This window comes from Arthrobacter sp. D1-29 (assembly GCF_054130585.1).
In genome coordinates this window covers 4,486,060-4,511,039 of sequence record NZ_CP096383.1, presented here as the reverse complement: position 1 = coordinate 4,511,039, position 24,980 = coordinate 4,486,060, and the positions used below count along the sequence as shown (strand labels likewise).

14 protein-coding genes and 2 pseudogenes are annotated in these 24,980 nt (G+C 60.9%); 4 read left to right on the top strand and 12 right to left on the bottom strand.

All coding sequences use genetic code 11. From position 1 onward, the window contains the following. Nucleotides 1-94: 94 nt before the first annotated feature. Entirely contained in the window at nucleotides 95-2,467 is a 2,373-nt protein-coding gene (locus M1E17_RS20485; protein ID WP_457963754.1) for a P-loop ATPase, Sll1717 family, read from the bottom strand. Between the two features lie 1,134 nt (nucleotides 2,468-3,601). On the opposite strand from M1E17_RS20485, the gene metH reads away from it, so the two are divergent. Then, nucleotides 3,602-7,252: a methionine synthase gene (gene metH, locus M1E17_RS20480; protein ID WP_457963753.1), complete on the top strand. Its 3,651-nt coding sequence runs from the start codon at nucleotides 3,602-3,604 to the stop codon at nucleotides 7,250-7,252. Between the two features lie 115 nt (nucleotides 7,253-7,367). Here the strand turns inward: metH and M1E17_RS20475 are convergent, their stop codons facing one another. From M1E17_RS20475 to M1E17_RS20450, 6 genes are all read right to left on the bottom strand, one after another. After that, on the bottom strand, nucleotides 7,368-7,685 hold the full coding sequence (locus M1E17_RS20475) for a CBU_0592 family membrane protein (RefSeq protein ID WP_457963752.1): 318 nt from the start codon (nucleotides 7,683-7,685) through the stop codon (nucleotides 7,368-7,370). Between the two features lie 244 nt (nucleotides 7,686-7,929). Then, the gene (locus M1E17_RS20470; RefSeq protein WP_457963751.1) at nucleotides 7,930-8,955 is read right to left on the bottom strand and encodes a formylglycine-generating enzyme family protein; all 1,026 of its coding nucleotides are present in this window, start codon (nucleotides 8,953-8,955) and stop codon (nucleotides 7,930-7,932) included. A 117-nt stretch (nucleotides 8,956-9,072) separates the two neighbouring features. Further along, complete coding sequence (locus M1E17_RS20465) at nucleotides 9,073-10,686, bottom strand: GMC family oxidoreductase (RefSeq protein WP_457963750.1); 1,614 nt, start codon at nucleotides 10,684-10,686, stop codon at nucleotides 9,073-9,075. Between the two features lie 50 nt (nucleotides 10,687-10,736). Next, nucleotides 10,737-12,281, bottom strand: coding sequence for an aldehyde dehydrogenase family protein (locus M1E17_RS20460; RefSeq protein WP_457963749.1), 1,545 nt, complete (start codon nucleotides 12,279-12,281; stop codon nucleotides 10,737-10,739). Nucleotides 12,282-12,452: 171 nt separating this feature from the next. Further along, nucleotides 12,453-14,810 carry an arylsulfatase gene (locus tag M1E17_RS20455; RefSeq protein WP_457963748.1) on the bottom strand — a complete coding sequence of 786 codons (2,358 nt, stop codon included), beginning with the start codon at nucleotides 14,808-14,810 and terminating at the stop codon, nucleotides 12,453-12,455. Nucleotides 14,811-14,916: 106 nt separating this feature from the next. Next, nucleotides 14,917-16,983, bottom strand: coding sequence for a BCCT family transporter (locus M1E17_RS20450; RefSeq protein WP_457963747.1), 2,067 nt, complete (start codon nucleotides 16,981-16,983; stop codon nucleotides 14,917-14,919). A gap of 488 nt (nucleotides 16,984-17,471) precedes the next feature. Here M1E17_RS20450 and M1E17_RS20445 point away from each other — a divergent pair. From M1E17_RS20445 to M1E17_RS20435, 3 genes and pseudogenes are all read left to right on the top strand, one after another. Beyond that, a pseudogene (locus M1E17_RS20445) lies at nucleotides 17,472-17,636 on the top strand (helix-turn-helix domain-containing protein); the annotation flags it as partial. A 48-nt stretch (nucleotides 17,637-17,684) separates the two neighbouring features. Beyond that, nucleotides 17,685-18,305: an IclR family transcriptional regulator gene (locus M1E17_RS20440; RefSeq protein ID WP_457967855.1), complete on the top strand. Its 621-nt coding sequence runs from the start codon at nucleotides 17,685-17,687 to the stop codon at nucleotides 18,303-18,305. Between the two features lie 260 nt (nucleotides 18,306-18,565). Beyond that, nucleotides 18,566-19,609 carry a PDDEXK nuclease domain-containing protein gene (locus M1E17_RS20435; RefSeq protein ID WP_457963746.1) on the top strand — a complete coding sequence of 348 codons (1,044 nt, stop codon included), beginning with the start codon at nucleotides 18,566-18,568 and terminating at the stop codon, nucleotides 19,607-19,609. 118 nt (nucleotides 19,610-19,727) lie between these two features. On the opposite strand, the pseudogene M1E17_RS20430 reads toward M1E17_RS20435, so the two are convergent. From M1E17_RS20430 to M1E17_RS20410, 5 genes and pseudogenes are all read right to left on the bottom strand, one after another. Then, nucleotides 19,728-20,044 (bottom strand): annotated as a pseudogene (locus tag M1E17_RS20430) (recombinase family protein); the annotation flags it as partial. A gap of 340 nt (nucleotides 20,045-20,384) precedes the next feature. Continuing rightward, the gene (locus M1E17_RS20425; RefSeq protein ID WP_457963745.1) at nucleotides 20,385-21,419 is read right to left on the bottom strand and encodes an alpha-hydroxy-acid oxidizing protein; all 1,035 of its coding nucleotides are present in this window, start codon (nucleotides 21,417-21,419) and stop codon (nucleotides 20,385-20,387) included. Between the two features lie 240 nt (nucleotides 21,420-21,659). Continuing rightward, complete coding sequence (ppgK, locus tag M1E17_RS20420; RefSeq protein WP_457963744.1) at nucleotides 21,660-22,469, bottom strand: polyphosphate--glucose phosphotransferase; 810 nt, start codon at nucleotides 22,467-22,469, stop codon at nucleotides 21,660-21,662. 57 nt (nucleotides 22,470-22,526) lie between these two features. Further along, nucleotides 22,527-22,808 (bottom strand): hypothetical protein, encoded by a 282-nt coding sequence (locus M1E17_RS20415; RefSeq protein ID WP_457963743.1) that lies wholly within the window; start codon nucleotides 22,806-22,808, stop codon nucleotides 22,527-22,529. Between the two features lie 219 nt (nucleotides 22,809-23,027). Further along, entirely contained in the window at nucleotides 23,028-24,968 is a 1,941-nt protein-coding gene (locus tag M1E17_RS20410) for a family 49 glycosyl hydrolase (RefSeq protein ID WP_457963742.1), read from the bottom strand. Nucleotides 24,969-24,980 lie beyond the last annotated feature (12 nt).

The following is a 24,980-nucleotide window of genomic DNA, read 5'->3' as shown; positions in this document are numbered from 1 at the left end:
ATAGCTGAATCCCCAGTAGAAACGACCTTATGGGCTGATGCAGCTGTGGAGGCGCACGATGGGCTCATGAGCTACGAATGCTCCGCAGGTTACCTTATTTCTGATTTCCGTTAGTGGTATTGATGCCAAGAAAGGTACGAAAGGCGCGGTGGATAATGAGCCGCCGAGAGTCTGTATGCGGTTCATATTTTTTTGCCCGTGCACTGGCCGCGGCCATGTCACTTCCGACCTCGGGATAAGCAAATACTCCCTCTGAGATTTCAATACCGAAAAAGGACATCGATAGAAGTTTATCGAGTATAGGTTCTATTCGGTCGTCCCCGAGACCACCGCGTGAAAGTTCTTGCTTTCGAATACCTGCGGTTGCAATTTCTGTAGAGTCGATGAAGCTTAGAAGTGCATCCTCCATTTCGGGAATTGTTACACCGTTCTCAACCAATAGCGCCTCGTAGGCGTATTGCGAATAGACCTCCTCCGCGGCTAGGAAATCGTCGGACTCCACACGCGTATGTCGGCGGTCGATGGCTTTTCCAACAGCAGCATTGCAGAAAAAAACCACATCCCTTGGTCGAGGAAGAGTGACCTTGGTCAGGTACTCGCCGGTGGTCAAGTTTCCTATAGAGGGGCAGAAATACTTCTCCCAAAGTTCAGAGACTCGGTCTGGATGAGCTTCGCTTATTATAAACCGTGACTCGATGACTGATTTGAGGGTTTGTGCATCGCGCCAAGAAATAGTAGAGATAGGCAACTTATCGGGCTCGCGTGCCTCGCGTCTCAAATAGGTATATATGTCGCTCCTCAGGAACACGGAGACGGTAAGCTTTATGGCGGTACGCCAGTAGTCCTCTTTCTCAAAATCAGTTACGACTCTACCTCGGGCGGTTAGGAGACCTAAAATAAAGCGAGCCATGACTTTGAAGTCCGCTCCACGCTCCCAGCCCTTGTCCAGGTTGTCGACGAAGACAGCTACTCGTTTCTTCCCTTTCAGAACGTGACCAAGCTGGGCTCGTAGCGTGGCTAGCGCCTCAGTGTGGAACGCTTCGTTTATGAGGTTCCTTTCGGTATCGAGCGTCGTGGTGGTCGCTGCTAGGGATTCAGTGAGCGCCATCAATGTCTGCTCAAGCCGCACCGAGATGTCCTCGTCCATATCGAAAGGGGTGCTGGAGGCGTAATCAATAAATGCCTGCTCATCTGCGCTGAAAGGCACAAAGGAGCTGCGGCTGCGTAGTCGTTGGAGCATGGCAGACGCTATTTCAGTTTGAATTATGAAGCGCCAAAGCGAATCAAAAAAGTAATCTTGCTGATGCGACGATAGACGAAGCACTACCGCCAGCATAGCCGGGAACTCAAAACCGGATGGTTTGATTAGGATAGCTAAATTTGTTTTATTGGCTGCAATGTGTTGATAAGCTTGCATGGCGTTAGCAGTCTTACCTGTTCCTCGATGGCCCACGAAGATGCTATCCCGCGCGGCAACGACCTCATGGTAGGCGGAGGTTTCAACAAAATATTCTGCCAATTCCGTTCGTTCGTTTTCCGCTACGTGTTCCCCGAAGCGAAGCCCACCCAAAGCACTGGGTGACGTAGACCTAGGGGCGTTCCAAGATATTCCTTCATATTCAAGGTTGTCCAACCACTTGCGCGCTTCTTCGACACACTCCTCAGCGGTTTCATAAATTCTTAGCTTTGCCTCGTAGTCAAAAGGTGCTGGATAGTCCCCTTCTGCGAGCATGAGGACGGGGGTCTCAAGACCGGTAGCTAGCCCGGCCACTAGGGCGTGCCTGTTGTTATGGATATTCGCTCTGTTGCGTTTGGCACCAGCGAAATTTACGAGCACTCCGGCCGCGCTTGCAATCCGTGGTGCGAACCAGTCAATGGGGATAAGGCTAGATTCACCGGGGTCAGAAGTTGTAACACTTTGGCCGCGTCGCTGTCTCTCATCAAGCATGTTACTTAGCTTGTTTGAGGCTTCAAAAGGTTCAAATGTGGTGCAATAGAGAATCGACCGCCGGTCGCTGGCGTGCTCCGGAAGTGCCGGTTCTATAAGTTTGTCATAGAGTGAATCCGGCGTCAGCAGTGGCTTGTTTCTATAAAAGAGCTTTACGAGATCATCGCTGTTTCGGTAGGCCGTGTAACCAACATTGCTGAGAATGGCCAGATCTTTCCAGTTCTTCTTCGCTCTAGAATCGGTGGAATCGAGAGTGAGCCAAATTATCTTTCCTCGCCCAACTGCATACCCTAATTCGAACAGAACATTTGAATTGAGAGAAGTGATATCGAAAACGGCCATGTCGCAGTTATCAATTGCGTCTAGGACTTGGTCGATGACAATTCGACCGTCAACGGTCAAGTCTTGCCAAGTCGTAGCGGTGATGCCGGAGTCACTTCCAAGGCTTTGCGCCGTATTTCTCATGACTTCGGCATTGGCAGGGGGCTGTTCCGGATAACCAAAGAAGATCGTTGACACGGTCGTAATCCTTTACTAAATAGCCTTGACACGACGAGCGGGAAGGATGTTCAAAGAACAATGCGAAGGTTGAGTCCTGTCAGTCGCGCTGCGGAGCTTGTTTCCTAAATCTCGAAACGGGCGCTCAGAGGTAGCTCTTGACGCTCGCACACAGCGGTTCTGTATGTTCATGAATCTCTTCCAAACTGCTGATGGGCACCCTGGTTTCTTCTTTGTTGACGCCAAGAGCGCGCTGTACTTCTGGGTGCGGTTGAAGTGCAGGCGAGCGATGGGCTTGCGGTTGTTGTCGTCCAAAAGAACTGTGAAGTAGGACTTGGCATCACGCTGCACCACACGGCTGGCTTAGCCTCGCTGCAAACGATGAGAGCTTCTCTTCGAACTCCATTTATCCCCCTATTAGGCTCTGCTTGCTGCGCAACGGAAGCACGTCAGCAACTCAAGCTAATGAACCAACAAGTTACCCGTGATTGTCCTAAATGACACTCACCTACTTGCTCTCATGAGGTCATGTCGAGAAGTGACACATGGCCCCCAACCTTTGCTGATTTCCTGTTCTGCCGACCGGCAAGCAACCTGCTCTCTAGTGTTCTCGCGATTTCAGCAGTCTTTTCACGCCCCACTCGTCGGACACAACTCATCCTCGAGCGGGCACCCAGCCGTACCTGGAGTACTCCGGGTTTGTGAGAATCTTCGGCGTCGCCGACGTCCATTCCGCCGACCTCACGTCCGGCAAGCCTGCCGCCTGATGCCATTGGTCAGGGACAACTGGACCGGGCTCCTCAATCTGGCAGGGTGTTGGCTCGTGCCGGAAGCCGAGCGTGTCAAGCTGCACGCCTACGGCTAGGGCCCCGTACCGCGTCCGCTTCTGGGCCGATCAGACCAACCGATGCCGCCCGGGCCGCCATCGGGAACGAACTCTTCGGCCTGGCGGGGATCACAAACAACACCGTCAAATCTGCGAGCCCCCAACCCTCTCTTCAGCGCCCGCGGCACCTGTGGCGTGCCGTTACGGGACGAAGCTGCCAAGCCAACATCGTGATGGGCTCGGCCGGCCGTCCAAAGCACGCCACCGCCCCGTCGTAGCACATCGAAATACGAAGCAATGTTTCGGTGTGTCGCACGTAACCTGTTTAGATGCCTCGTTTTGCGCTTGATATAGAATCCGTGCCCCGCCCCGCCCGTTCGCAGGAGCTGCTGGACGCCGTGAACCACCGAGTCGTCATTGCCGACGGCGCGATGGGCACCATGCTGCAGGGCCGCGAACTCTCGCTCGAGGAGGACTTCCTGGGGCTCGAAGGCTGCAACGAGATCCTCAACCACACCCGGCCGGACGTCCTCGCAGACATCCATGACGCGTACTTCGCCACAGGCATCGACGCCGTCGAAACCAACACCTTCGGCGCCAACTGGTCCAACCTCTCCGACTACGGCATCGACGACCGGATCGAAGAGCTCGCCCGGAAGGGCGCAGAGATCGCCCGCGACCGCGCCGAAGCGGCAGAAAAAACAGACGGACGCATGCGCTGGGTCCTGGGCTCGATGGGCCCGGGCACCAAGCTCCCCAGCCTCGGGCACACCAGCTACGACTACCTCAAGCAGACCTTCGCGCTGCAGGCCGAGGGCCTCATCGACGGGGGAGCGGACGCCTTCCTCATCGAAACCAGCCAGGACCTCCTGCAGACCAAAGCCGCGGTCAACGGCTGCAAGCAGGCCATCGTCACCCGGGGCATCCGGCTCCCCATCTTCGTCGAGGTGACCGTCGAGACCACCGGAACCATGCTGATGGGATCCGAAATCGGCGCGGCCCTCACCGCGTTGGAACCGCTCGGCGTCGACGCCATCGGCCTGAACTGCGCCACCGGGCCGGACGAGATGAGCGAGCACCTCCGCCACCTGTCCAAGCAGTCCTCCGTGGCCATCGCCTGCATGCCCAACGCCGGCCTGCCCGTGCTTGGCCCCAACGGCGCGCACTACCCGCTGTCACCCTCCGAACTCGCCACCGCGCACGAGCAGTTCGTGCGCGAATTCGGCCTGGGCCTGGTGGGCGGCTGTTGCGGTACGACGCCGGAGCACATGGCCGCCGTCGTCGAACGTCTTGCGCCCTTCCGCAACGGCGCCAGCGTTGCCAGCGGCGGGAGGGGTGCCGATGGCAGCCGCGTTCCCACCGAACGGGAAGCCGGCATCGCGTCCCTCTACCACCACGTGAACTTCGACCAGGAGCTGTCCTACCTCGCCATCGGTGAGCGCACCAACGCGAACGGTTCAAAGGCGTTCCGCCAGGCGATGCTCGAAGAGCGCTGGGACGACTGCGTCGACATTGCCCGCGAGCAGGTCCGCGTTGGCGCGCACCTGCTGGACGTGTGCATCGACTATGTGGGGCGCGACGGCGTGGCCGACATGAAGGAGATCGTCTCCCGTTTCGCGTCGGCCTCCACGCTCCCGCTGGTCATGGACTCCACCGAACCGGCCGTACTCCAGGCCGGGCTCGAACATATCGGCGGCCGCCCGGTGGTCAACTCCGTCAACTACGAGGACGGCGACGGCCCCACCAGCCGCTTCGCACGCATCATGCCGCTCGTGAAGGAACACGGCACCGCCGTGATCGCCCTGACCATCGACGAGCAGGGCCAGGCGCGCACCACCGAGGGCAAGGTGGCCATCGCCTCCCGCCTCGTGGACGCCCTGGTGGGCGAATGGGGGATGCGCGTCGAGGACATCATCGTGGACGCCCTGACCTTCCCGGTTGCCACCGGCCAGGAAGAGACCCGCCGGGACGGCATCGAAACGATCGAGGCCATCCGCCAGATCACCACGAAGTACCCCGGCATCAACACCACCCTCGGCGTCTCCAACGTGTCCTTTGGCCTGAACCCCGCAGCGCGCATGGTCCTGAACTCGGTGTTCCTGCACGAGGCAGTGCAGGCGGGCCTGACCAGCGGCATCATCGACGCCGCCAAAATTGTGCCGCTCGCGTCCCTGCCGGAGGAACAGCGCAAGGTGGCGCTGGACCTCGTCTGGGACCGCCGCGAATACGACGCCGACGGCAACACCACGTACGACCCGCTGGCCATCATGCTGGACCTGTTCGCCGGCGTCGACACCGCAGCGCTCAAGGACCAGCGCGCCGCTGAACTCGCGGCGCTGCCCACCGGTGCGCGCCTTGAGCGGCGCATCATCGACGGCGAGGGCAAGGGCCTGGAAGCGGACCTCGACCTGGCCCGCTCCGAGGGAATGACCCCGCTCGGCATCATCAACGACTACCTGCTCGAGGGCATGAAGGTGGTGGGCGAGCGCTTCGGCGCCGGCGAGATGCAGTTGCCGTTCGTGCTGCAGTCCGCCGAGGTGATGAAGAACGCCGTGGCCCTGCTAGAGCCGCACATGGAGAAGTCGGATGCGTCGGGCAAGGGCACCATGGTGATCGCCACCGTGCGCGGCGACGTGCACGACATCGGCAAGAACCTGGTGGACATCATCCTCACCAACAACGGCTACAAAGTCATCAACATCGGCATCAAGCAGGGGATCGCCGAGATCATGGCCGCAGCGGAGGAGCACAACGCCGATGTGATCGGCATGTCCGGCCTGCTGGTGAAGTCCACCGTGGTGATGAAGGAGAACCTCGCGGAGCTGCAGTCCCGTGGCCTGGCGAAGAAATGGCCCATCATCCTCGGCGGGGCAGCCCTGACCCGCGCCTACGTGGAGCAGGACCTTGCCGAGCAGTTTGATGGCGTGGTGCGCTACGCCAAGGACGCCTTCGAGGGCCTCTCACTCATGGAGCCGCTGGTCCGCGTTGCCCGCGGTGAGTCGCCGGACGACGTCGGCCTTCCGCCGCTGAAGAAGCGGATCCACAAGGGCGGGGCGAAGTTCACGGTGACCGAACCGGAGGCGATGCCCGGGCGTTCCGACGTCGTCGCCGACAACGCCGTGCCCGCGCCGCCGTTCTGGGGCACGCGCATCGTCCGCGGCGTGGCGCTGCACGACTACGCGGCCTTGCTCGACGAGCGCGCCACGTTCATGGGGCAGTGGGGGCTCAAGCCCGGCCGCGGCGACGACGGCGCCTCCTACGAGGAACTGGTGGAACTCGAGGGCCGGCCGCGCCTGCGTTACTGGCTGGACCGCATCCTCGCCGAGGGAATGCTTGACGCGTCCGTCGCGTACGGCTATTTCCCGGTGGTCTCCGAGGGGGAGCAGGTGGTGGTGCTGCACCACGGAGAGGATCACGACGGCGTCCTGGGCACTGCGGGACTGCTCGCCCCCGATGGCGGTTCAGGCGGCCCGATCGGCACCGAGCGCCTGCGTTTCGACTTCCCGCGCCAGCGCCGGGACCGGCACCTGTGCCTCGCCGACTTCGTGCGCTCGCGCGAATCGGGCCAGATCGACGTGCTGCCAATCCAGCTGGTCACCGCCGGTTCAGCGATCGATGAGGTGACAGCGGAGCTGTTCAAGGGGAACCACTACCGCGACTACTACGAACTCAACGGCCTGGTCATGCAGCTCACCGAGGCGCTGGCGGAGTTCTGGCATGCCCGTATCCGCACCGAGCTGGGTTTCGCAGCCGAGGAGCCCAAGGACAAGGCAGGGTACTTCAAGCTCGACTACCGCGGTGCCCGCTTCTCGCTGGGCTACCCGGCGTGCCCGGACATGGAGGACCGCCGCAAGGTGACGGAGCTGCTGAAACCCGAGCGGATGGGCGTGATCCTCAGTGACGAGCTGATGCTGCACCCCGAACAGTCCACCGACGCGTTCGTGTTCCACCACCCGGAGGCGAAGTACTTCAAGGTGTGAGCTTGGGTGTGGTCCAATCCAGGCTGTCCACCAGAAAGCTGCAGGAAATCCCGTTTTGGACCCCATCCTGACGGTGTTTGAGTGACTGCCTGACGTGGAATGTCCGGCTTCTGGTTTAGACGTCGCTCGGCCCAGGCCGGGGTAAAAGCTCGTCCTTGTCCAGATGGGGGTTGAGTTCGGTTAAGTTCGGCTGCACTGCCAACTGCTTGAGACGGACCAGAGCCCATGCCGCAATCGCACACCAGACGATATTCGTGCTGACCGATGGCCAGGCTCCATGATGAAAACCGTTGACAAGGAGCGCGGCGGATCCAAATAGATTAGCGGTTTGGAAAAGCCTGCCATTGGGGATACGGCCAATCGAGAAGAGCAGGTAGGCAACGAGGACTCCCAGTGCCCCTAGCCAGCCGGATATTTCAGCAATGATGTCCACGGTTGATGTCCTCTGTCGGTTTCAGTTTTTTCTCAGCTGGAAAATGGCCGTGGCACGTAGCTGCATGTGCTGGATGCCGGCCGCGGTTTTGCTGTCGGACATGGGTGGGCCCGGGCGTAGTCCTCCCGTCCCGACTGAAGTGCGGCGGCCACCTTTCAGCATCATGTCAGCCAAAAATTCAGGGCGCAGAGACCGCTTCGCCCGCCGCCCTGTGAGTTCATAGCTGCCAGAGTTCCGGGTGTTGTCAACGCTGCCTGTCCAGTCCTAGCGCTACAGTGCGAAAGCCCAAATTGCCGGAGGATGATTCGGGCGTGTTGGCGGTGCGGGCTGCTACGCGGTAACGGTTGCAATAGGAGTCGTGGCAGAGGTACGAGCCGCCACGCATGACGCGTCCCGCGCCGATGGTTGGTCCTTGCGGGTTATGGGTGGGGGAGTTGCGGTAGTACTTGGGCAGGAACCAGTCGGCGCACCATTCCCAGACGTTGCCTGCCATTTCATAGAGGCCGTACCCGTTGGGCGGGAAGGAGCGGACGGGGGCGGTGCCGGCGTGTCCGTCTTCGCTGGTGTTGGTTGCCGGGAAGGTGCCTTGCCAGATGTTGCAGCGGTGTTCCCCGTCCGGGGTGAGCTCGTTGCCCCAGGCGTAGCGCAGGCCCTCCAGGCCACCCCGTGCGGCATATTCCCACTCTGCCTCGGTGGGCAGACGACGGCCGGCCCAGGTGCAGTAGGCCAGGGCGTCGTGATGGGAGACATGCACTGCAGGGTGGTCCGGGATGTCCTGCCAGTTTGAACCCGGGCCGGTGGGGTGTGCCCAGTCGGTGCCCCGGATGTTCAGCCACCAGGGGGCTCCGGCAGCGGCTCCGAAGATGTCCCGACCGGTGGCGGTGGAAAGCAGATGGAACACTGCGGAGGATCCGTACTGCTCGGCCTCGGTGCGGTACCCAGTGGCCTGGATGAAGGCAGCGAACATGCTGTTGGTGACGGCCGTGGCGTCGATGCGGAAAGCGTCCAGTTCGACCTGATGGACAGGCGTCTCCCCGTCTGCTGGGTAGCCTTCCCCAAATGCATCGCCCATGCTGAATATCCCCTGGGGGATGTCAATGCTGTGGTGGGATTCCTGCCCCGTCAGTCCCGTGTAGTGGGCCGGCCCCTCGTTGGCGATCTCAGGCAGACGCGCTTCACGGGACGGCGCACAACATCCCTTCGTCTGGCCGGGGATGAGGGGTCCGCCACCAGATGAGTCGTGTGTGGCATCAGCAATTGGCAGGTTCATATTTCCTCTTTGGGGCCGGCTGTTTCCAGGTTGGAGGACTTGTCGCGTGTTGGCATCGGAGGTGCCTTCTGCGGGCGGCCTTGCCGGCCAGGCGGGGCCGCCGGCAGGGTCCTGGTTTCAGAGGGTTGCGGGGACATCTTCTTCAATCGCCGCCGCCGTCTTAAATTCCCCCGCGATCAGTTCAGCTGCACGCTCCCCGATCATATAGACGGTGAGGTTGGGGTTCACCGTGACGAGTTCAGGCATTACTGAGGCGTCCGCGACGCGCAGGCCTGTGACTCCTTTGACCCTGAGTTCGGGGTCCAGCGGCGACACGGCGTCGTCGATCGCGCCCATGCGGACTGTACCGGCGGGGTGGTAGACGGTGTTGTGTGTGCGCCGGATGTAGTCCTGGATCTGCTCATCGGTTTGGACGTCTGCTCCGGGGAAGAGCTCTTCACCGGCCCACTCTGCCAGCGGGGTCTGTGCCACGATCTCCCGTGCCTTGCGCAGGCCCGCCGTCATGATCCGCAGGTCGTATCCTTCCAGGTCGGTGAAGTAGCGGGGATCCACCCGCGGCTTGTCCCGGTAGTCCCGTGAGCGGAGACGCACGGTTCCCCTGGAACGGGCGTGCGTGATGTTCGGAGTCAGGCAGAACACGTTGTCGGCTGTGGGGTAGCCCTGCCGGAAGGTGTGCATGTCGAAATTGACGGTGCCGTAGTGCATCATGAGGTCGGGCCGGTCGAGGCCTTCGTCGATTTGGGCAAAAACTCCGATTTCCCACCACTGGGTCGATTCGGTGACCATCGGCTTCTTGGCCTGCCATTGGATGACGGCCTCCGGGTGGTCCTGAAGATTGGCGCCGACCCCGGGGGCGTCAACGAGTACATCCACGCCCATCTTGGCCAGGTGTTCAGCGGGACCGATCCCTGAGAGCATCAACAGTTTGGGCGAATCGATGGCTCCGGCGGAGACGATTACTTCGCGGGAGGCCCTGACTATCGTGGGGGCGCTGAAGGCGTTATCAACGACTTCGACGCCGATGCAGCGTTTGTTGTCATCGAAGACCAACCGGGTGGCGTGGGTGGAGTCAAGGATGACGAGGTTTTCGCGGTCCGCGGCGGGGTGCAGGTAGGACACCGAGGAGGATGCCCGCTTTCCGTCCTCGGTGGCGTTGATTTGGAGGAAGTTCGCGCCCTGGGTGATGGTTTTGCCCGCGTTGAATTTGGCACGGGGAATTCCGGCTGCCTCGGCTGCGTCAAGCAGGGCCACGCCGCAGGGATCTGCCGCGGGTACATTGCGAAGCCTTACGGGGCCGTCGTGGCCGTGGTGCTCGCCGTCGTCGGCGTTGTTTTCGATCTTGCGGTAGATCCGGAAGGCCGTCCCGGCGTTCCAGCCTGTGGCGCCGAACTTCGATTCCCATTCGTCGATGTCCTCTGCCGGGGCCCAGAACGCGATGCAGGAATTGTGGGAGGAGCACCCGCCCAGTACCTTGGCGCGGGCCATCCGCATGAACGAGTTCCCGTTCTCCTGTTCTTCGACGGGGTAGTCCCAGTCGTAGCCGGATTCCAGCAGTTCCATCCACCGGTTCAGGGTGAGGACTTCGTCGATGCCTTCATCCCGGGGACCGGCCTCGATCAGTGCTACCCGCACCGAGGGATCCTCGCTAAGGCGGGCTGCGACCACGGCGCCGGCCGACCCCGCACCCACCACTACATAGTCAAAATTCTGCTCGTGCGGCCCGTTCAACATACTTTCCTTTCCGGGTTGTGCCATGGGAACCTGTGCGTCATGCCCTGCCATTACTGGGGAAACCAGCCGGTGACGGCGGGGCGGAGGTTTTGGTAGACGTGCTTGATTTCCTGGTACTCGGCCATACCGGTGGGGCCAAGTTCGCGGCCGCTTCCGGACTGCTTCATGCCGCCCCATTCGGCCTGGGGCAGGTAGGGGTGGAAGTCATTGATCCAGATCGTGCCGTGCCGCAACCGGGCGGCCATCCGTTGGGACCGTCCGGCGTCCTGGCTCCAGACCGCGCCGGCCAGGCCGTAAATCGTGTCGTTGCCCAGGGCCACAGCTTCGTCCTCGCCGTTGAAGGTTTCGACGGTAACGACGGGGCCGAAGGCCTCTTCGGTGAGTACCGACATTCCACTGTGAACGTTGTCAAGGACCGTGGGGAGGTAGTAGTAGCCGTCGGCCAGTTGATCTGTTCCCCATCGTCCTCCGCAACGCAGGCGGGCACCCTCCGCCAGACCGGCTTCCACATATGCTGTGACCTTGTCGCGGTGGGCCGCCGAGATCAGCGGTCCGGCGTCAACATCGGAGTCGAAGGGTCCGCCGAGGCGGATGTTCTGGGCGCGGCGCACCAACTCGTCCACGAAAGCCTCTGCTATGGATTCCTCCACGATCAGGCGGGCGCCGGCGGAGCAGACCTGTCCTGAATGCACAAAAGCCGCGTTGAGGGCGTTGTCGACGGCGGCATCGAAGTCGGCGTCCGCGAAGATGACGTTGGGGTTCTTTCCTCCCAGCTCCAGCGCTACCTTCTTGACGGTGTCTGCCGCTTGGATAGCGATCGTCTTTCCGGTGGTCAGGCCGCCCGTGAACGAAATCAGGTCAACGTCCGGGTGGCTTGCCAGGGGTGCTCCGACGACGGCGCCTGGCCCGAGGACGAGGTTCGCCACTCCCGGCGGCAGGCCCACCTCGTCCAGGACCTGCATCAGCAGTATCGCTGTGTGCGGTGTGAGTTCTGCCGGCTTGAGGATGAAGGTGTTCCCGGCAGCCAAGGCCGGCGCGACCTTCCAGGCTGCCTGCAGCAGTGGATAGTTCCAGGGCGTGATCAGACCGCACACTCCGACCGGCTCGTGGACGATTTTGCTGACGACGGCGGGATTGCCGGCATCGACCACCCGTCCCGCCTGCTGGCCTGCGAGCTTCCCAAAGTAGGTGAAGCAGGCGGCCACGTCCTCCATGTCAATCTCTGATTCCACCAGACGTTTTCCCGTGTCCAGGGACTCCGCCCGGGCGAATTCGTCCCTTCGCTCCCGCAGGCGGCGTGCCACGGCCAGGAGAAGGTCTCCGCGTTCAGGCTCGGGCACCGAGGACCAGCGGCCCTCGTCATGAGCTGTTTTGGCCGCTCCGATCGCGGACACGGTGTCGGCTTCCCCGGCCTCAGCAACGAGCCCGACGACAGACCCGTCTGCCGGACAGCTAATCGTCCGGGTCTCTCCTGACTGGGGCGCGACCCATCGGCCGCCGATGAACAGGGTTTCGGCTCCGGCGGGGGTTCCTTCGGCTGCTAAGGGCTCAGCGCCGGCGTGTGCCGACTTCTCGCCGAGATACATTCCGGACATTTAGTTGTCCTTCCTCTTCATAAAGTTTCGGTTCCTCCGGGAAGGACGCAGTGTTGCGGCGCCCTTCCCGGAGAGAGTCGCTGGTGGCGGATGCAGGGCCCGGACGAGGTTGGTCAGGTCCAGGCCCAGCGCTGCCTTTGGGGGAGGGCCATTGTCGACCCGCCCTGCGGATTACTGGTGGGCCAGTGCCATGCGCTGACGGTCTGCAGCAGTGAGGTGCTGGTCGTGCCCGTCGTCGTGCAAGTCGATCCGCACGGTGTGGATCGTGCCGGTGAACCCGTTGTCAACCGGGAGGTAATCGTCGGTGACTGGGGTGCCGCGGTCGATACCGATGTTGAGCGTCTCATCGAAGGAGAAGTAATAGGCGGTGGTTTGGTCTACCCTGCCTTTGCCGATGATCTTGCCGTCAGCGGCGAGGCGGATGTCCGCGCCGTTGCCGATGCCGCCGCCGTCGTACTGGAATTCCAGGGTGACTTCCTGGGTTCCCGGCACGAGGCGCTCGTCGGAGCAGACGATGTAGAGGTCCCGGCCGTAGCAGTTGTGGGCGTAGCTGAGGTGTCCGTCCGCCACGTAGAGGGACCAGCCGCCGAAGCGGCCGCCTTGGGCTATCAGGACACCTTCGGCGCCGCCGTCGGGGACATCAACCCGGGCGGTGACGCTGTGGGACCTGTTCTTCACGTTCAGGGTCGTTTCTTCGGTGAAGCGGCCCATGCCGGCACGGTAGGTCACCGATGTCCGGTGGCCCAGCAGGTCGATCCGTCCGGCGACTTCGGGGTTTTCCCGCTCCGTGACCCGGTCATCAAGGGGGAAGACGTTGTATTTGCTGGCCTCGATCAGGAAGAGCTGCTGGAGTTCCCGTAGCTTTTCCGGATGCTTGTGGGCGAGGTTGTGGGCCTGGCTCCAGTCGTTCCGGATGTCGTAGAGCTCCCATACGTCCTGGTCGAAGGAGGGCAGCCCTTCCGGGACCATTTCCCATGGGGTGCCGTGGCGGGTGACTGCCGTCCAGCCTTCGTGGTAGATGCTGCGGTTGCCGCACATTTCGAAGTACTGGGTGCGCCTGCGGTCTTCGGCGTCGGGAGCGTTGAAGGTGTAGACCATGCTGGTGCCCTCGATGGGCTGCTGGGTCACCCCGTTAACCGTGACGGGATGGGGGATGCCGGCTGCTTCGAAGATGGTTGGGGCGATGTCGATGACGTGGTGGTACTGGTTCCGCACGCCGCCGCCGCCTTGCCGCATGCCGTTGCCCCAGCGCATGATCATGCCGTCGCGGGTGCCGCCAAGGTGGGAAGCGACCTGTTTGGTCCACTGATACGGCGTGTTCATGGCCAGGGCCCACCCGACAGGGTAGATGCCATATGTGCTCGCGTCGCCGAGGGCGTCGATTTCCCGGGCCATGGCCTCCGTGCTGTCTTTGAAGCCGTGGCCTACCAGATGCTCGCGCATTGTGCCTTCGATGCCGCCTTCGCCGGAAGCGCCGTTGTCACCGAGGATGTAGATGAAGAGGGTGTTGTCCAGTTCGCCCAGTTCGTCCAGGGCATCAACGAAGCGGCCCACCTGGGCGTCCGTGTGTTCGGCGAATCCGGCGTAGGTTTCCATGAAGGCGGCGGCTACCTGGTGCTCGGTGTCGCCTAGTTCATCCCAGTGCGGCACGACGTCGGCCCACGGGCTCAGCTCGGCGGATTCGGGGACGACGCCCAGTTCTTTCTGCCTGGCCAGGGTTGCTTCGCGTTGGTCGTCCCAGCCACAGTCGAAGCGGCCGCGGTACTTGTCCTTCCATTCAGGGGCGACGTGGAAGGGTCCGTGGGTGGCGCCAAAGGCTATGTAGCTGAAGAACGGCTTTTCGGGCGTGAGGGTTTTCTGGGTCTGGACCCAGTTGATGGCCTGGTCAACGAGGTCTTCCGAGAGGTGGTAGCCGTCTTCTGGCCGGCGTGTCGGCTCGACGGGGGTGGTGCCGTCGAAGAGCTGAGGGTACCAGTGGTTCATCTCGGCGCCCATGAAGCCGTAGAACTTATCGAAGCCCTCGCCAATGGGCCACCGGTCAAACGGCCCCGACGGGCTGACTTCACGGGGCGGGGTCTGGTGCCATTTGCCGAACGCGGCGGTGCTGTAGCCATTCATGCTCAGGGTCTGGGCAATGGTTGCCGCACTATCCGGGCGGAATCCCGTGTAACCGGGGGCGGATGTGCTCATTTCGGTGGTCACGCCCATGCCCACTGAATGGTGATTCCGGCCCGTCATCAGCGCCTGGCGGGTGGGTGAGCATAGAGCTGTGACGTGGAAGCGGCTGTAACGAAGGCCTTCTTCAGACAGCTTTTCCGCGGTCGGCATCTCACAGGGCCCACCGTACGCACTCGAGGCGCCAAAGCCCATGTCATCGATGAGGACCACCACCACGTTCGGAGCGCCCTCCGGGGCCCGAAGCGGGGCAACAGGGGTGAAGGGTGCCTCCTGTTGATGAATTCCCATGGCTGCCGTTACCGGCTGGCTTCTCCCTGCCGGGATGGGAAGAATGTCTCTGATTTCATTCATCGGATTTTTGCTCCTATCGAAGACTGTTAAGGTTTGGCCGGTCGTGCCGGCAGGCTCAGAGTCATGGAAATGACCCTCAAATTTAGTTGTCGTGTGCGGTGGCCTTTTATAGTCCGGCCGTCGTTGCCCGGGCACCACCTGGCGGGAGCGAGGACACCGGCTGCGAGGAATCGTCATGAGAACGGATGCCCTCATTCATGGATTCCTCGTCTTCACCCGTTTCTGCGTCCTCGGTCTCCTGCGTGGGTACGGTGCCGATTTGGCCGGTCTCAGGGTCCCAGCCGTCGGCCCATTTACCGGTTTCGTAGTCAAAACCCACCGGCTCCCCCTCTGCATTGGTGCGCTGATACCACTCCGTGTAGTCCTCATGCTCCGAATCGGTTTCGGCACCGGCTCCGCGCCCTGGCTCGGTCTCTACCACCTCGAGGCCGAAGTCGTCTCCGTACTTGTGGACGCCTTCTAATACGGCGTTGCTCACTGCGATCTCGGCATATCGGGCCCGCAAGATATACGGGTCTGATCTCAGCTCCCGGAACCAGGCAAAGATGATCAGGAACATCACGATGGCGAACGGCACAGCCGTGACAATCACTAGTGATTGCAGCCCTGCAAGAGCGGACGCGTTCCCGATCAACAACATGACCACGGCGATCCCGGACATGACCAGGCCCCAGAAAACCACCACGAGTTTGGGAGGATCCTGACTGCCGCGTGTGGTGAGAATACCCATAACCATTGAGGCGGAGTCGGCAGAGGTGATGAAGAAGATCGCCAGCACCACCATGATTACCAGAGGAAGCCATTCCGCGAAGGGAAGATTGTCCACCAAGGTGAATAGCACTTCGGGAGCAGCCATCGAATCGTGGAACCCCGGACTCCCCTCGCGATGCATCCAGATTGCAGTTGCCCCCATGGTTCCGTACGCGACAAAAAGCAGCGCGGATGGAATGAAGATCACACCAAGGATGAATTGCCTGATGGTCCTGCCGCGGGAAATGCGAGCGATGAAGATGCCGACGAACGGTGACCAGGAGATCCACCAGGCCCAGTAATAGACAGTCCACGTGGATTGGAACTGCTGTGTGTCTTCTCCCCAGGAAGCAGAACGTGCCATGAGATCGAACAGTGATCCGATATACTCCATGATCGCCGATGGCAGCATATTCAGCAGGAACAGCGTCGGCCCTAGGATGAACACCACTCCGACGATGCCCAAAGTGAGAATGATGTTGATATTCGAGAGATAGCGGATGCCTCTGGCGACGCCGGAAACGGCAGAGAGGATAAAGGCGATCGTCAGCACGCCGATGATACCGACGAGGACAGCATTCGTCAGTTCAGAGACACCCGAAACGATGATGACGCCTTGGCCGATCTGGAGTGCGGCGATCCCTAAGGCTGCAGCCGTGCCGAACAGGGTGGCGATGATGGCGAAGATGTCCACCAGTTTTCCAGCGAATCCGTCAGTCTGCCTTTGTCCGAAGAGGTGTCGGAATATCGAGGACATCAACAGTGCGCGTCCGCGCCGGTATCCCACGTAGGCGACCGCACCGCCCACCAGGGCATACATGGCCCAGGCGTGAAATCCCCAGTGGTAGTACGTTTGGGCCAGTGCCTGATGCATGGCTTCGACTGATTCGGCCTCGACCGTTCGCGGTGGCGGCTTCAGGTAGTGGGTCAGCGGCTCGGCGGGACCCCAGAACAGCACTCCGATGCCGAGACCGGCGGCGAAGAGCATCGCCACCCAGGAAAACGTGGAGAATTCGGGGCTCTCACCGTCCTTCCCGAGCGGAATCTTCCCGTATCGGCTGAGAGCCAACCACAGCAGAGCCACCAGCACGACGGTGGCGACGCCGTTGAAGAGCCAGCCCAGGTTGGTGGTGGTCCAGGAGAATGCCGCGCTTGCCACCTCGGAAACGCTGGATGGGCTGATGATGCCCCAGACGACGAATGCCACGGTCAAGGTACCAGCCACAGCAAGGACGACCTTGTCCAGACTGTAATTCCGGCGCTGTTCATCGACGCTGATACCAGGCACTAACGCCGGGTGAATGTTGTGGGGGTACCGCGGCCGGATGTAATCCAGGCTGCCTATGGGCTTGCCGGCCTTGCGGGCGGCGTTTTTCGCTTCGTCGCTGTTCCTTCTGTGAGTGGACGATACGTCTTTAGCCATGAAACATGTACCTCAGTTCGTTTGATTTACTCTTCAGTCAGAGTGGAGGCATAACGATTTTCAGTGACGCACGTCTTCGCTCAGTTCAGCGGTGGAGTGGCCCGCCGTTCTTGGTGACCAAGATGCCATGCGTTCTGTCTTTGATGGCATTCGCTGAAGTTCGTCCACGACAGATGTCGAGCACTTACTTCTGCGCGTCTGGCGTCTCATCCCTTGCAGAGGTGGCTTCTTCACTGCAAGGACAGTCATTAGTTCGCTATGTGTACTAAGTTGCGTCCTCCGCAACTTGTGCTTTCAGTGTTACCCGAATCACGTTCCGGGTCAATAGTTTTACGGCAGATGGGGGATTATTTCGTTGGGAGGGGTCTGCCTGTTCCTTGCGCTGAGAGGAATAGGATGCCCTGCCCTGAGCAGAAGCCCACAACGATGCCGCAAGTGGCCTTTATGGCGTTCCATGATCCAGGGAACGAGTCTGCGAGTATAAATACATGGCATTTATGCGCGATGTTGACCCAATGACGGACGGCGGGCAGTCCGCTTCCGAACTACAGGGGGGCGGCCTTCAATCAGTTGATCGTGCCATTGCAGTTCTGAGGATCCTGGCGCGAACCGGCAGTGCTGGCGTCACGGAAGTCGCCGAGGAAATGGGAGTCCATAAGTCTACCATTTCCCGGCTTCTCAGAGCGCTGGAAGCACAAGGTATGGCCCAGAGCAGCGGGCGGGGGAAGTACCAGCTCGGACTGGGCATCCTTCACTTGGCTAATGCCATACCGATGCGGCTGGACCTGACAAGGGAGGCCCGGCCTGTCCTTGAAGCCCTCGCCGCAAAATTCGGGGAAACTGTCAACCTTGCCGTTATGAGCTCGGACCACGTCGTGAACATCGATGAAGCCTTCGGTCCCTCAACGCTAGCTGCAACGCAAAACTGGATGGGCCGCTTGACCCCCATTCACGCTACGTCGAGCGGAAAAGTCTTCCTGGCATCACTCTCCACCGCACAGCGCAGCCGCATCTTGAAGGATTTGGGTATGCCCGAGGTGACAAAGCAGACCATCACCTCGCGGGAGGAACTGGAGGAGCAACTTTTGACAGTGGCGAACCGCGGATACGCCACAGTGCGCGGAGAACTCGAAGACGGACTCAATGGTATCGCCGCCCCGATCCGTGGCCACGAGGGAACCGTCATTGGGGCCGTCAGCATCGCGGGCCCGTCCTTCAGATTTGACCCCGAAGAGGTGCCCGGACTGATCGAAGAGCTCAAATCGGCCAGCCGAAAAATCAGCGAAAACATGGGATACGGACCCGTACAAGTCCATCATTGAAAGTGAAACCGCGCGCGCCCTGCCTTCCTGGACATTCGCGCAGTGAACCTGGCGCTGGCTAAGCTTTTGTGAGTTACGAAGTCTGGGGGAAAGCGCAACGAAGGATGGCAGGAAAACAGCCCCTTTCGGGGTCCTCCCCCGCTTGGTTTAAAAGGCCGATAACCAGCCTTTCGTCAACATGAGTGAGCGGTCACCTTTTTGCCGGCGGGTACAAATGTGCCATAGCCTGTGGCACGTTTGCCGGTAGATAGGGTTGAGGCATGGTCTCTTCAGAAATCGAACTGCCGGCGGACTATGCGGAGCTGCTGGAAGCTCTGAAGACCGGGATCGCCGGTGCGCGAATCCAAGCGCAGCGAACCGTCAACACCATGGTAATCGAGCTTTACTGGTCATTGGGTAAGGACATTATCGCCCGCCAGGCGAGCCAGGGCTGGGGGACTGGAGTCATCAGGCGGCTTGCCGCCGATCTCGCGATTTCCTTTCCCGATATGAAGGGTCTGTCGTACCGGAATCTGCAGTACATGACCGCGATGGTCCGCGCCTGGGACACGGCTGAACATGTGCCACAGCTTGTGGCACATTTGCCGTGGGGTCACATCCGTACGATTTGGGACAAGGCAGCCACCGGCGAGGAGCGGGACTGGTATGCGGCCGCGGCCGTTCAGTACGGCTGGTCCCGAAACGTACTGCTGAACATGATGATGAATCATTCAATGGAACGCACCGGCGCGGCGCCATCAAACTTCACCCGCCAGCTCGCGGCTCCGGAGTCCGAACTTGCCCAGCAAATGGCAAAGGACCCTTACAACTTCGCGTTCCTCGGCCTGTCGGGTGAGAGCGCCGAACGCGACCTGGAGAACGCGCTGACGAGTCGCATCACCGAAACCCTCCGCGAGCTGGGTCCAGGCTTTTCGTTCGTGGGCCGCCAGGTACACTTCGACGTCGATGGTGATGACTACTACGTCGACCTGCTGTTCTTCCACATCGAGCAACTTCGGTACGTGGTCATCGAACTTAAGACAGGCAAGTTCCAGCCTGAATACGCAGGAAAGCTCAACTTCTATGTTGCCCTCGTCGATGACATGCTCCGCCGGGATTACCACAACGAAACGGTCGGCATCTTGATTTGCGGGACCAAGAACGACCGCAGCGTCCGCTACAGCCTCGGCCGGTCAACATCGCCCATGGCCGTCGCAGCCTACACCTATGACAAGCTTCCTCCAGCGGAACAGCAGGCCCTGCCCAACGAGGGACACCTCGTCGCGGCTCTCGAATGGGCCGAACCGGACACCGCAGAAGGATAGTTCCGAAGCCCCTTCCGGAGCTCCTCCCCCTACCTCTTTTAAAGAGCCGATAATAAAGATTCCGTCAAGCTAGGACGAGGTCCGGATATGGCATATCGAGCGCAGGCAGGGGATAGGTTCACCCCAGGTTGGCGTGGCGGAGGTACTGGTAGACGGTCTCCCTGCTGATCCCGTAGCCCCGGGCAAGGAGGGCTTTCGGGACACCGCTGCCGGCGCGCTAACCAGTTCGGCGGCCCGCTCCGGAGTGAGGGTCTTTTTCCGCCCTTTGTAGGCGCCGCGCTGCTTGGCCAGGGCGATGCCTTCCCTCTGACGCTCCCGGATGAGGGAGCGCTCGAATTCGGCGAAGGCCCCCATGACGGAGAGCATGAGGCTGGCCATGGGGGAGTCCTCACCGGTAAAGACGAGGCTCTCTTTGATGTCTACCCGCACTCCTTTGCATAGCTCTCTCCCTGTTCGTCACGTTCAGCCAGGCGGCCGTAACGGATCTTCGGTCACTCCTGTATCCAATCTGTACGTCGATTGCTCTTGCGGCTGAACCATGCCCGGCTTCCGCAGAGGGCGCATTCCCGCAGAGAGAACCTGTCGTCACTGGTACCCGTAGCGGCAATACGGTGGGTACTTTGTGGGTGCCTGCACTTGCCCGGGTACCGGCCACCGGGCGGACGCGATGCGTAGCCGTCCATCCACTCGATCAGGGGAGTTGGAGCTGTGATTGTTTCCATTGTCCATTTCCTTTCGTCCGGAGGAATTTTCCTAAGCGGGGCCCAGCGTCGCGTTAGATGCGAAGTTCCAGGCTGTCCAGCCTTGACTTGGTGTCAGGGTCGAAGAAGAAGTCGTCGGGTGCGGCGATATCGTCTTCGTTCAGGTCCTTGAAGGACCTGTGCCCGAGTCCGACCAGCGACCAGTGGAGACCGTCTCGGACCATGTTCAGCATGTCTTCGACGCCTTGCTGCCCTCCTGCAGCGAGCCCGAAAATCCACAACCGTCCGAGGAGGACAAAGTCCGCCCCTAGGGCCAGGGCCTTGGCGACATCCATTCCACGTCGGATCCCACCGTCGAACCAGACCTCTGCCTGGCCGTTGACCGCACGTGCGACAGCAGGCAGGACGCGGATGCTGGGATAGGTGCTGTCCAGGTTGTTACCGCCGTGGTTGGAGACCACGATCGCGTCTGCTCCGATGTCTACAGCGCGCTTGGCTTCCTCACCGCGGTAGAGACCCTTGACCACGAAAGGGCCATCCCACTGCTCACGGAGCCAACGAACATCATTCCAGGTCGGCACCGGCGTGGACATCAGTTCGGCGTAGACCTGCCCGAACATCGGGGCGTTGCCTGGACCGTTGGCCGAGTTAGGGACGGTGAGGTTCGGGATCTGACCGTTGGCCAAGTACTTTGCCAGCCATTGGGGACGGGAAAGTGCCATGGGCGCGAACTTCAAGACCGCCTGCAAGTCGATCTGAGAGGGGATCGGCGGGCTGCCCCAGTCCCGGCGTCCCAACCCACCTCCTGTGGCGTCGAGGGTGACGATCAGTGCTTTGGCGCCGGCCTTCTTGGCGCGCTCGATCCGGTACAGGATGTCGTCGCGGGTGCCTGTCCAATAAAGCTGGTAGAGCCAGTTGGCGTTGGCTGCAGCGACCTCCTCCATGGGCTTGGTGGCGAAAGAACTCAGCCCGATGGCAGTGCCCGCCTCGCGGGCCGCCTGGGCGACGGCAACCTCGGCCTCCGGGCTGATGGCTTGAGCCCCCGCAGGGCCGACCATCACCGGCATGGACAACTTCATGCCGAGGGAGGTGGTCTCCAACTCACGCACCAGCGGTTGCTCTTCCGGCGTCTCACGCGCCACCCGCGGCATTCGCGCACCGCGGCGTTACAGTACTAGAACCGTCCTTCCCAGTAGGATGCACCAACTTGTACATAAGTGGGCGGCAGTTGCGCATGAGTCATAAGGCGCCACCGGGTCCGTCTCATCTACATCTACTCGTCCTAGAAAAACGCCGATAACCTATCTTCCGTAAACCTGTGTTGGTTCCGACAAGAATTTGTGCCCGTTCTAACTTATTCGGGAGCTTGGGATTTCTTGATGATTGGATGCAGCTTCGCCGGCGGCACCGACGATGCCTGCTTCGTTGCGAAGAACTGCCGGCACGATGGGCGTGCGGAGCTTGAGGTTGGGCAGGTAGTCGTGTGCCCGCTGGGAGATGCCGCCGCCGACGATGACCAGTTCGGGGGAGAACAAGAACTCGATGTGGGAGAAGTAGCGCTGTAGCAGAAGGCTGTATTCGTTCCACGACAAGCCTGCTCTTTCGCGGGCAACGGCTGAGGCGTTGCTTTCGGCGTGGTGGCCACCGATCTCCAGATGACCCAATTCGGTGTTCGGTACCAGTTTCCCGTCCGAGATAAATGCAGAACCAATTCCGGTGCCCAAAGTGATCACGAGGACGGTGCCGGCAACCCCGGCCCCAGCGCCGTAGCGCGCTTCTGCTAGCCCGGCAGCGTCGGCGTCGTTGATGACCTCAACGGGCCGACCCAGACGCGCCGCTAGGAGGGCATTCATATTGGTGTTAAGCCAACTCTTGTCCACGTTGGCCGCGGAACGAACCACGCCGTGCTGGATGATGCCCGGGAAGGTCACGCCGACGGGGGAGCCGGGAGCGGGCGCTCCGGGGCGGGCCGAGAGTTCAGAGACGACCAGCATCACGGATTCGGCGACGGCCCCGGGTGTTGCCGGCCGCGGGGTGGGTACGCAGAACGGCTCGCCCAGCAGCCTGCCCTCCATCAAATCGACGATGCCGCCCTTAATGCCGGTGCCTCCAATGTCGATACCGATCAGCGGCGTGTTTTTGTGTGACTTCTCGTCCAAATGACTTTCCTTCGATGCAGGAGCGTGGAGGCAGGGGAGGACCGCCAACCTGGTTGTTCAGTGCCGCTTTTCGTGGATAACGCCGCAGGGCACGCTCGGATCGACTTGGACCGTGTACATGCCGATGTCTTGTTCCGTGACGAGGATGCCGTGCCTATGTTCGAACGCGGCAGGTATCAGTCGGTCGACGGCTTCGCTGATTTTCTGGTCCCGGCTAAGGGTGTCGTCCCCTGTCGTGACCTCAACGGCTAGCGAGAGCGGTGGAGGACCAGGGAGCAGGCTGTTGGGTGTGGTGAGGCCGCCCTCGTTGTCGGGTAGCCGATTGGCGCCGTGGGACATGAGCCCTCCTAGGGTAGTGAATTGATGGCAGGGGAGATGACGAGCGGATCTAACCCGGCATTGTTGGGTTCAAGGCCGTGCCTGGGCTTTTGTACGACCCGGATGGGACGTCCCGGTCTTGTTGTTGATGACCATGGTGGTCGTCATTAGATCGTGAAGCGGGCAGCGGCTTGTGTGCTGCTGCCCGCCTTGTTTCACGATCTGGTTGTACTTCCCCTGCTATGGGGTGGACTTGAAGGCGTTCCAGCTGTCCCAGTTCTCGCCGTCGAAGCCGAGCCGGCCAGGCTGGTAGTCGGCCCAGTTGCCGGCGGTTTTCTCGATGATTTCGCCGCCAACGGAGTAGTTTTCCAGTGCGAGGCCCTTGCCGTCAGTCACCTCGTTGCCGATGGTTACCTTCTCGCCTGCAGGGTTGGTGTAGCGCTTGAGGTGGCTGACCTGCGAGGTCCAGTCAAGTCCGTTCCAGCTGTCGATCTTGAGATTCCTGATGTTGATGTTCTCGGTGTTGGACAGGGCATGGACGCGGATGGCGCAGTTGGTCATGCCCTCTACCTTGAAGTTTTCGAATGTCATGTTCTTGACCGTGGTGCTGGGGTCCGCCTTGGTGGTGGAGCCCATGTCCTCCCAGTGGGAGGAGGAATTGAAGATGCAGGTGTTGTATTTGACGTCCTTCCAGTACATCCGGTTATGGATGACCGAGGTGTTGGTGACGTTGACGTTGTTGATGTTTCGTGGGGTCCAGCCCCACTGGACCACGGGTCCGTTCTCGTTCTTCCAGATCACGGTGTTATCGATGGTGACGTCGCTGTGGTACATCTTCAGCACGTCGTCGTTGGAATTGAAGAATGTGTTCTTCATGGTGCTGCCGTTGTACAGCTCGATGCCGTCGGTCTGCCAGTACCAGCTGCCTACCTGCTTGTAGTTCTCCACATTCATCCGGAAGCGTTCTACGCCCACCTCTTTTTCTCCTTCGTGCGCGTAGACGACGAAGGAGTGGTACGGCGGTTCGTTGATGGTGACGCCCTGCAGGTCCAGCTTCTGTTCGGTGTTTGATGCTTCGAACTGAAGCATTTTCACGCAGGAGACGTGGCAGTTTGAGGCTCCACTCAGAGCGTTATAGTTGTTGGCCGTGTCCGCCTCGTACACGTATTGTTCGCCGGAGAGGACGCCATAGCCGGTCACCTTGTACTGGCTCTGGTTGTCGTGGAAGAACCGGAAGGCTCCCTTCACATAGGCGCCCGGGGCCAGATACACCCACTTCACGTTCGGCGGCAGGACCGCGTGATAGCCCGAGCCCATGCTGTACGTGCCGGGCTTGAAGTAGATGATCTCCTCGGCAACCGAGTTGAGGTTGGTCACCTCACCTTCGGCCGGGTAGTGGATACTTCCTGATTCCTTGGTCGGAACCAGGCGCTCCTTTTGTCCGCCGCTGAGTTTCGGTTCGGCGAAGATCATCATGGAGTTCCGGGGCTCGGTGTGGATGGCGCGGTTGCCCTCCGCATTGGTGGTCAGCTTGCCGCTGTCCCCGGACATGTTGTTGTACGCCGTGTACAGCTGCGGCTCAAACTCCACCGAGAACCGGTACCCGGCGTCAGAGTACGGCACCTTGATCTTCACCGTGTCCGAGTCCACGAGCTTCTTTTCGAAGTTGTAGCTGCTGGGACGGATCTGGACCTGGTCGGCCGAGGTGATGGTCTGGCCGGTTTTGAGATTGACGTCCACCCAAACGTCCTTGGCGTACTCGAAGCTGGACCAGCTCATAGACAGGCCTGCCTGGGAGGAGAACTCCGCGCCGTCTTCCTTGGTGTAGCCGACCTTGTCCTTTCCGCTGCGGGGGATGCTCATGTAGGTGAAGGCGTCGTAGGCCTTCTCCGGTTGGTTGGCCGAGGCGACCTGGACGTCGTAAATCGAGGACTGGCGCACCTCGTTGTCCTCGGTGGGGCCTTCGGTGTTGAAGACCCCGTTGTCGTGCCACCAGGTGTGCAGGTTGCCGTTGTCCACGGTGGTAATGGAAGCTTCCTTGGCCGGTGCTGCCGGTGCTGCCGGAGCTGCCGGCGCGGCGGCGGGCGCTGCGTGCGCCGGGAGGGCGGCAGTGCTGAAGAGTACGACGGCGGCTGCGGCAGTGATGCGTTTGGCCAGACGGCCCAGACCTGTTTCGGGCATGATGGTTCCTCT

What these genes read in the sequence shown, in the direction of transcription:
- metH (WP_457963753.1), top strand. Translation starts at nt 3,602, where the DNA reads ATGCCTCGTTTTGCGCTTGATATAGAATCCGTGCCCCGCCCCGCCCGT.
- M1E17_RS20470 (WP_457963751.1), bottom strand. Translation starts at nt 8,955, where the DNA reads ATGAACCTGCCAATTGCTGATGCCACACACGACTCATCTGGTGGCGGA.
- M1E17_RS20465 (WP_457963750.1), bottom strand. Translation starts at nt 10,686, where the DNA reads ATGTTGAACGGGCCGCACGAGCAGAATTTTGACTATGTAGTGGTGGGT.
- M1E17_RS20460 (WP_457963749.1), bottom strand. Translation starts at nt 12,281, where the DNA reads ATGTCCGGAATGTATCTCGGCGAGAAGTCGGCACACGCCGGCGCTGAG.
- M1E17_RS20455 (WP_457963748.1), bottom strand. Translation starts at nt 14,810, where the DNA reads ATGAATGAAATCAGAGACATTCTTCCCATCCCGGCAGGGAGAAGCCAG.
- M1E17_RS20450 (WP_457963747.1), bottom strand. Translation starts at nt 16,983, where the DNA reads ATGGCTAAAGACGTATCGTCCACTCACAGAAGGAACAGCGACGAAGCG.
- M1E17_RS20440 (WP_457967855.1), top strand. Translation starts at nt 17,685, where the DNA reads ATGGCCCAGAGCAGCGGGCGGGGGAAGTACCAGCTCGGACTGGGCATC.
- M1E17_RS20435 (WP_457963746.1), top strand. Translation starts at nt 18,566, where the DNA reads ATGGTCTCTTCAGAAATCGAACTGCCGGCGGACTATGCGGAGCTGCTG.
- M1E17_RS20415 (WP_457963743.1), bottom strand. Translation starts at nt 22,808, where the DNA reads ATGTCCCACGGCGCCAATCGGCTACCCGACAACGAGGGCGGCCTCACC.
- M1E17_RS20410 (WP_457963742.1), bottom strand. Translation starts at nt 24,968, where the DNA reads ATGCCCGAAACAGGTCTGGGCCGTCTGGCCAAACGCATCACTGCCGCA.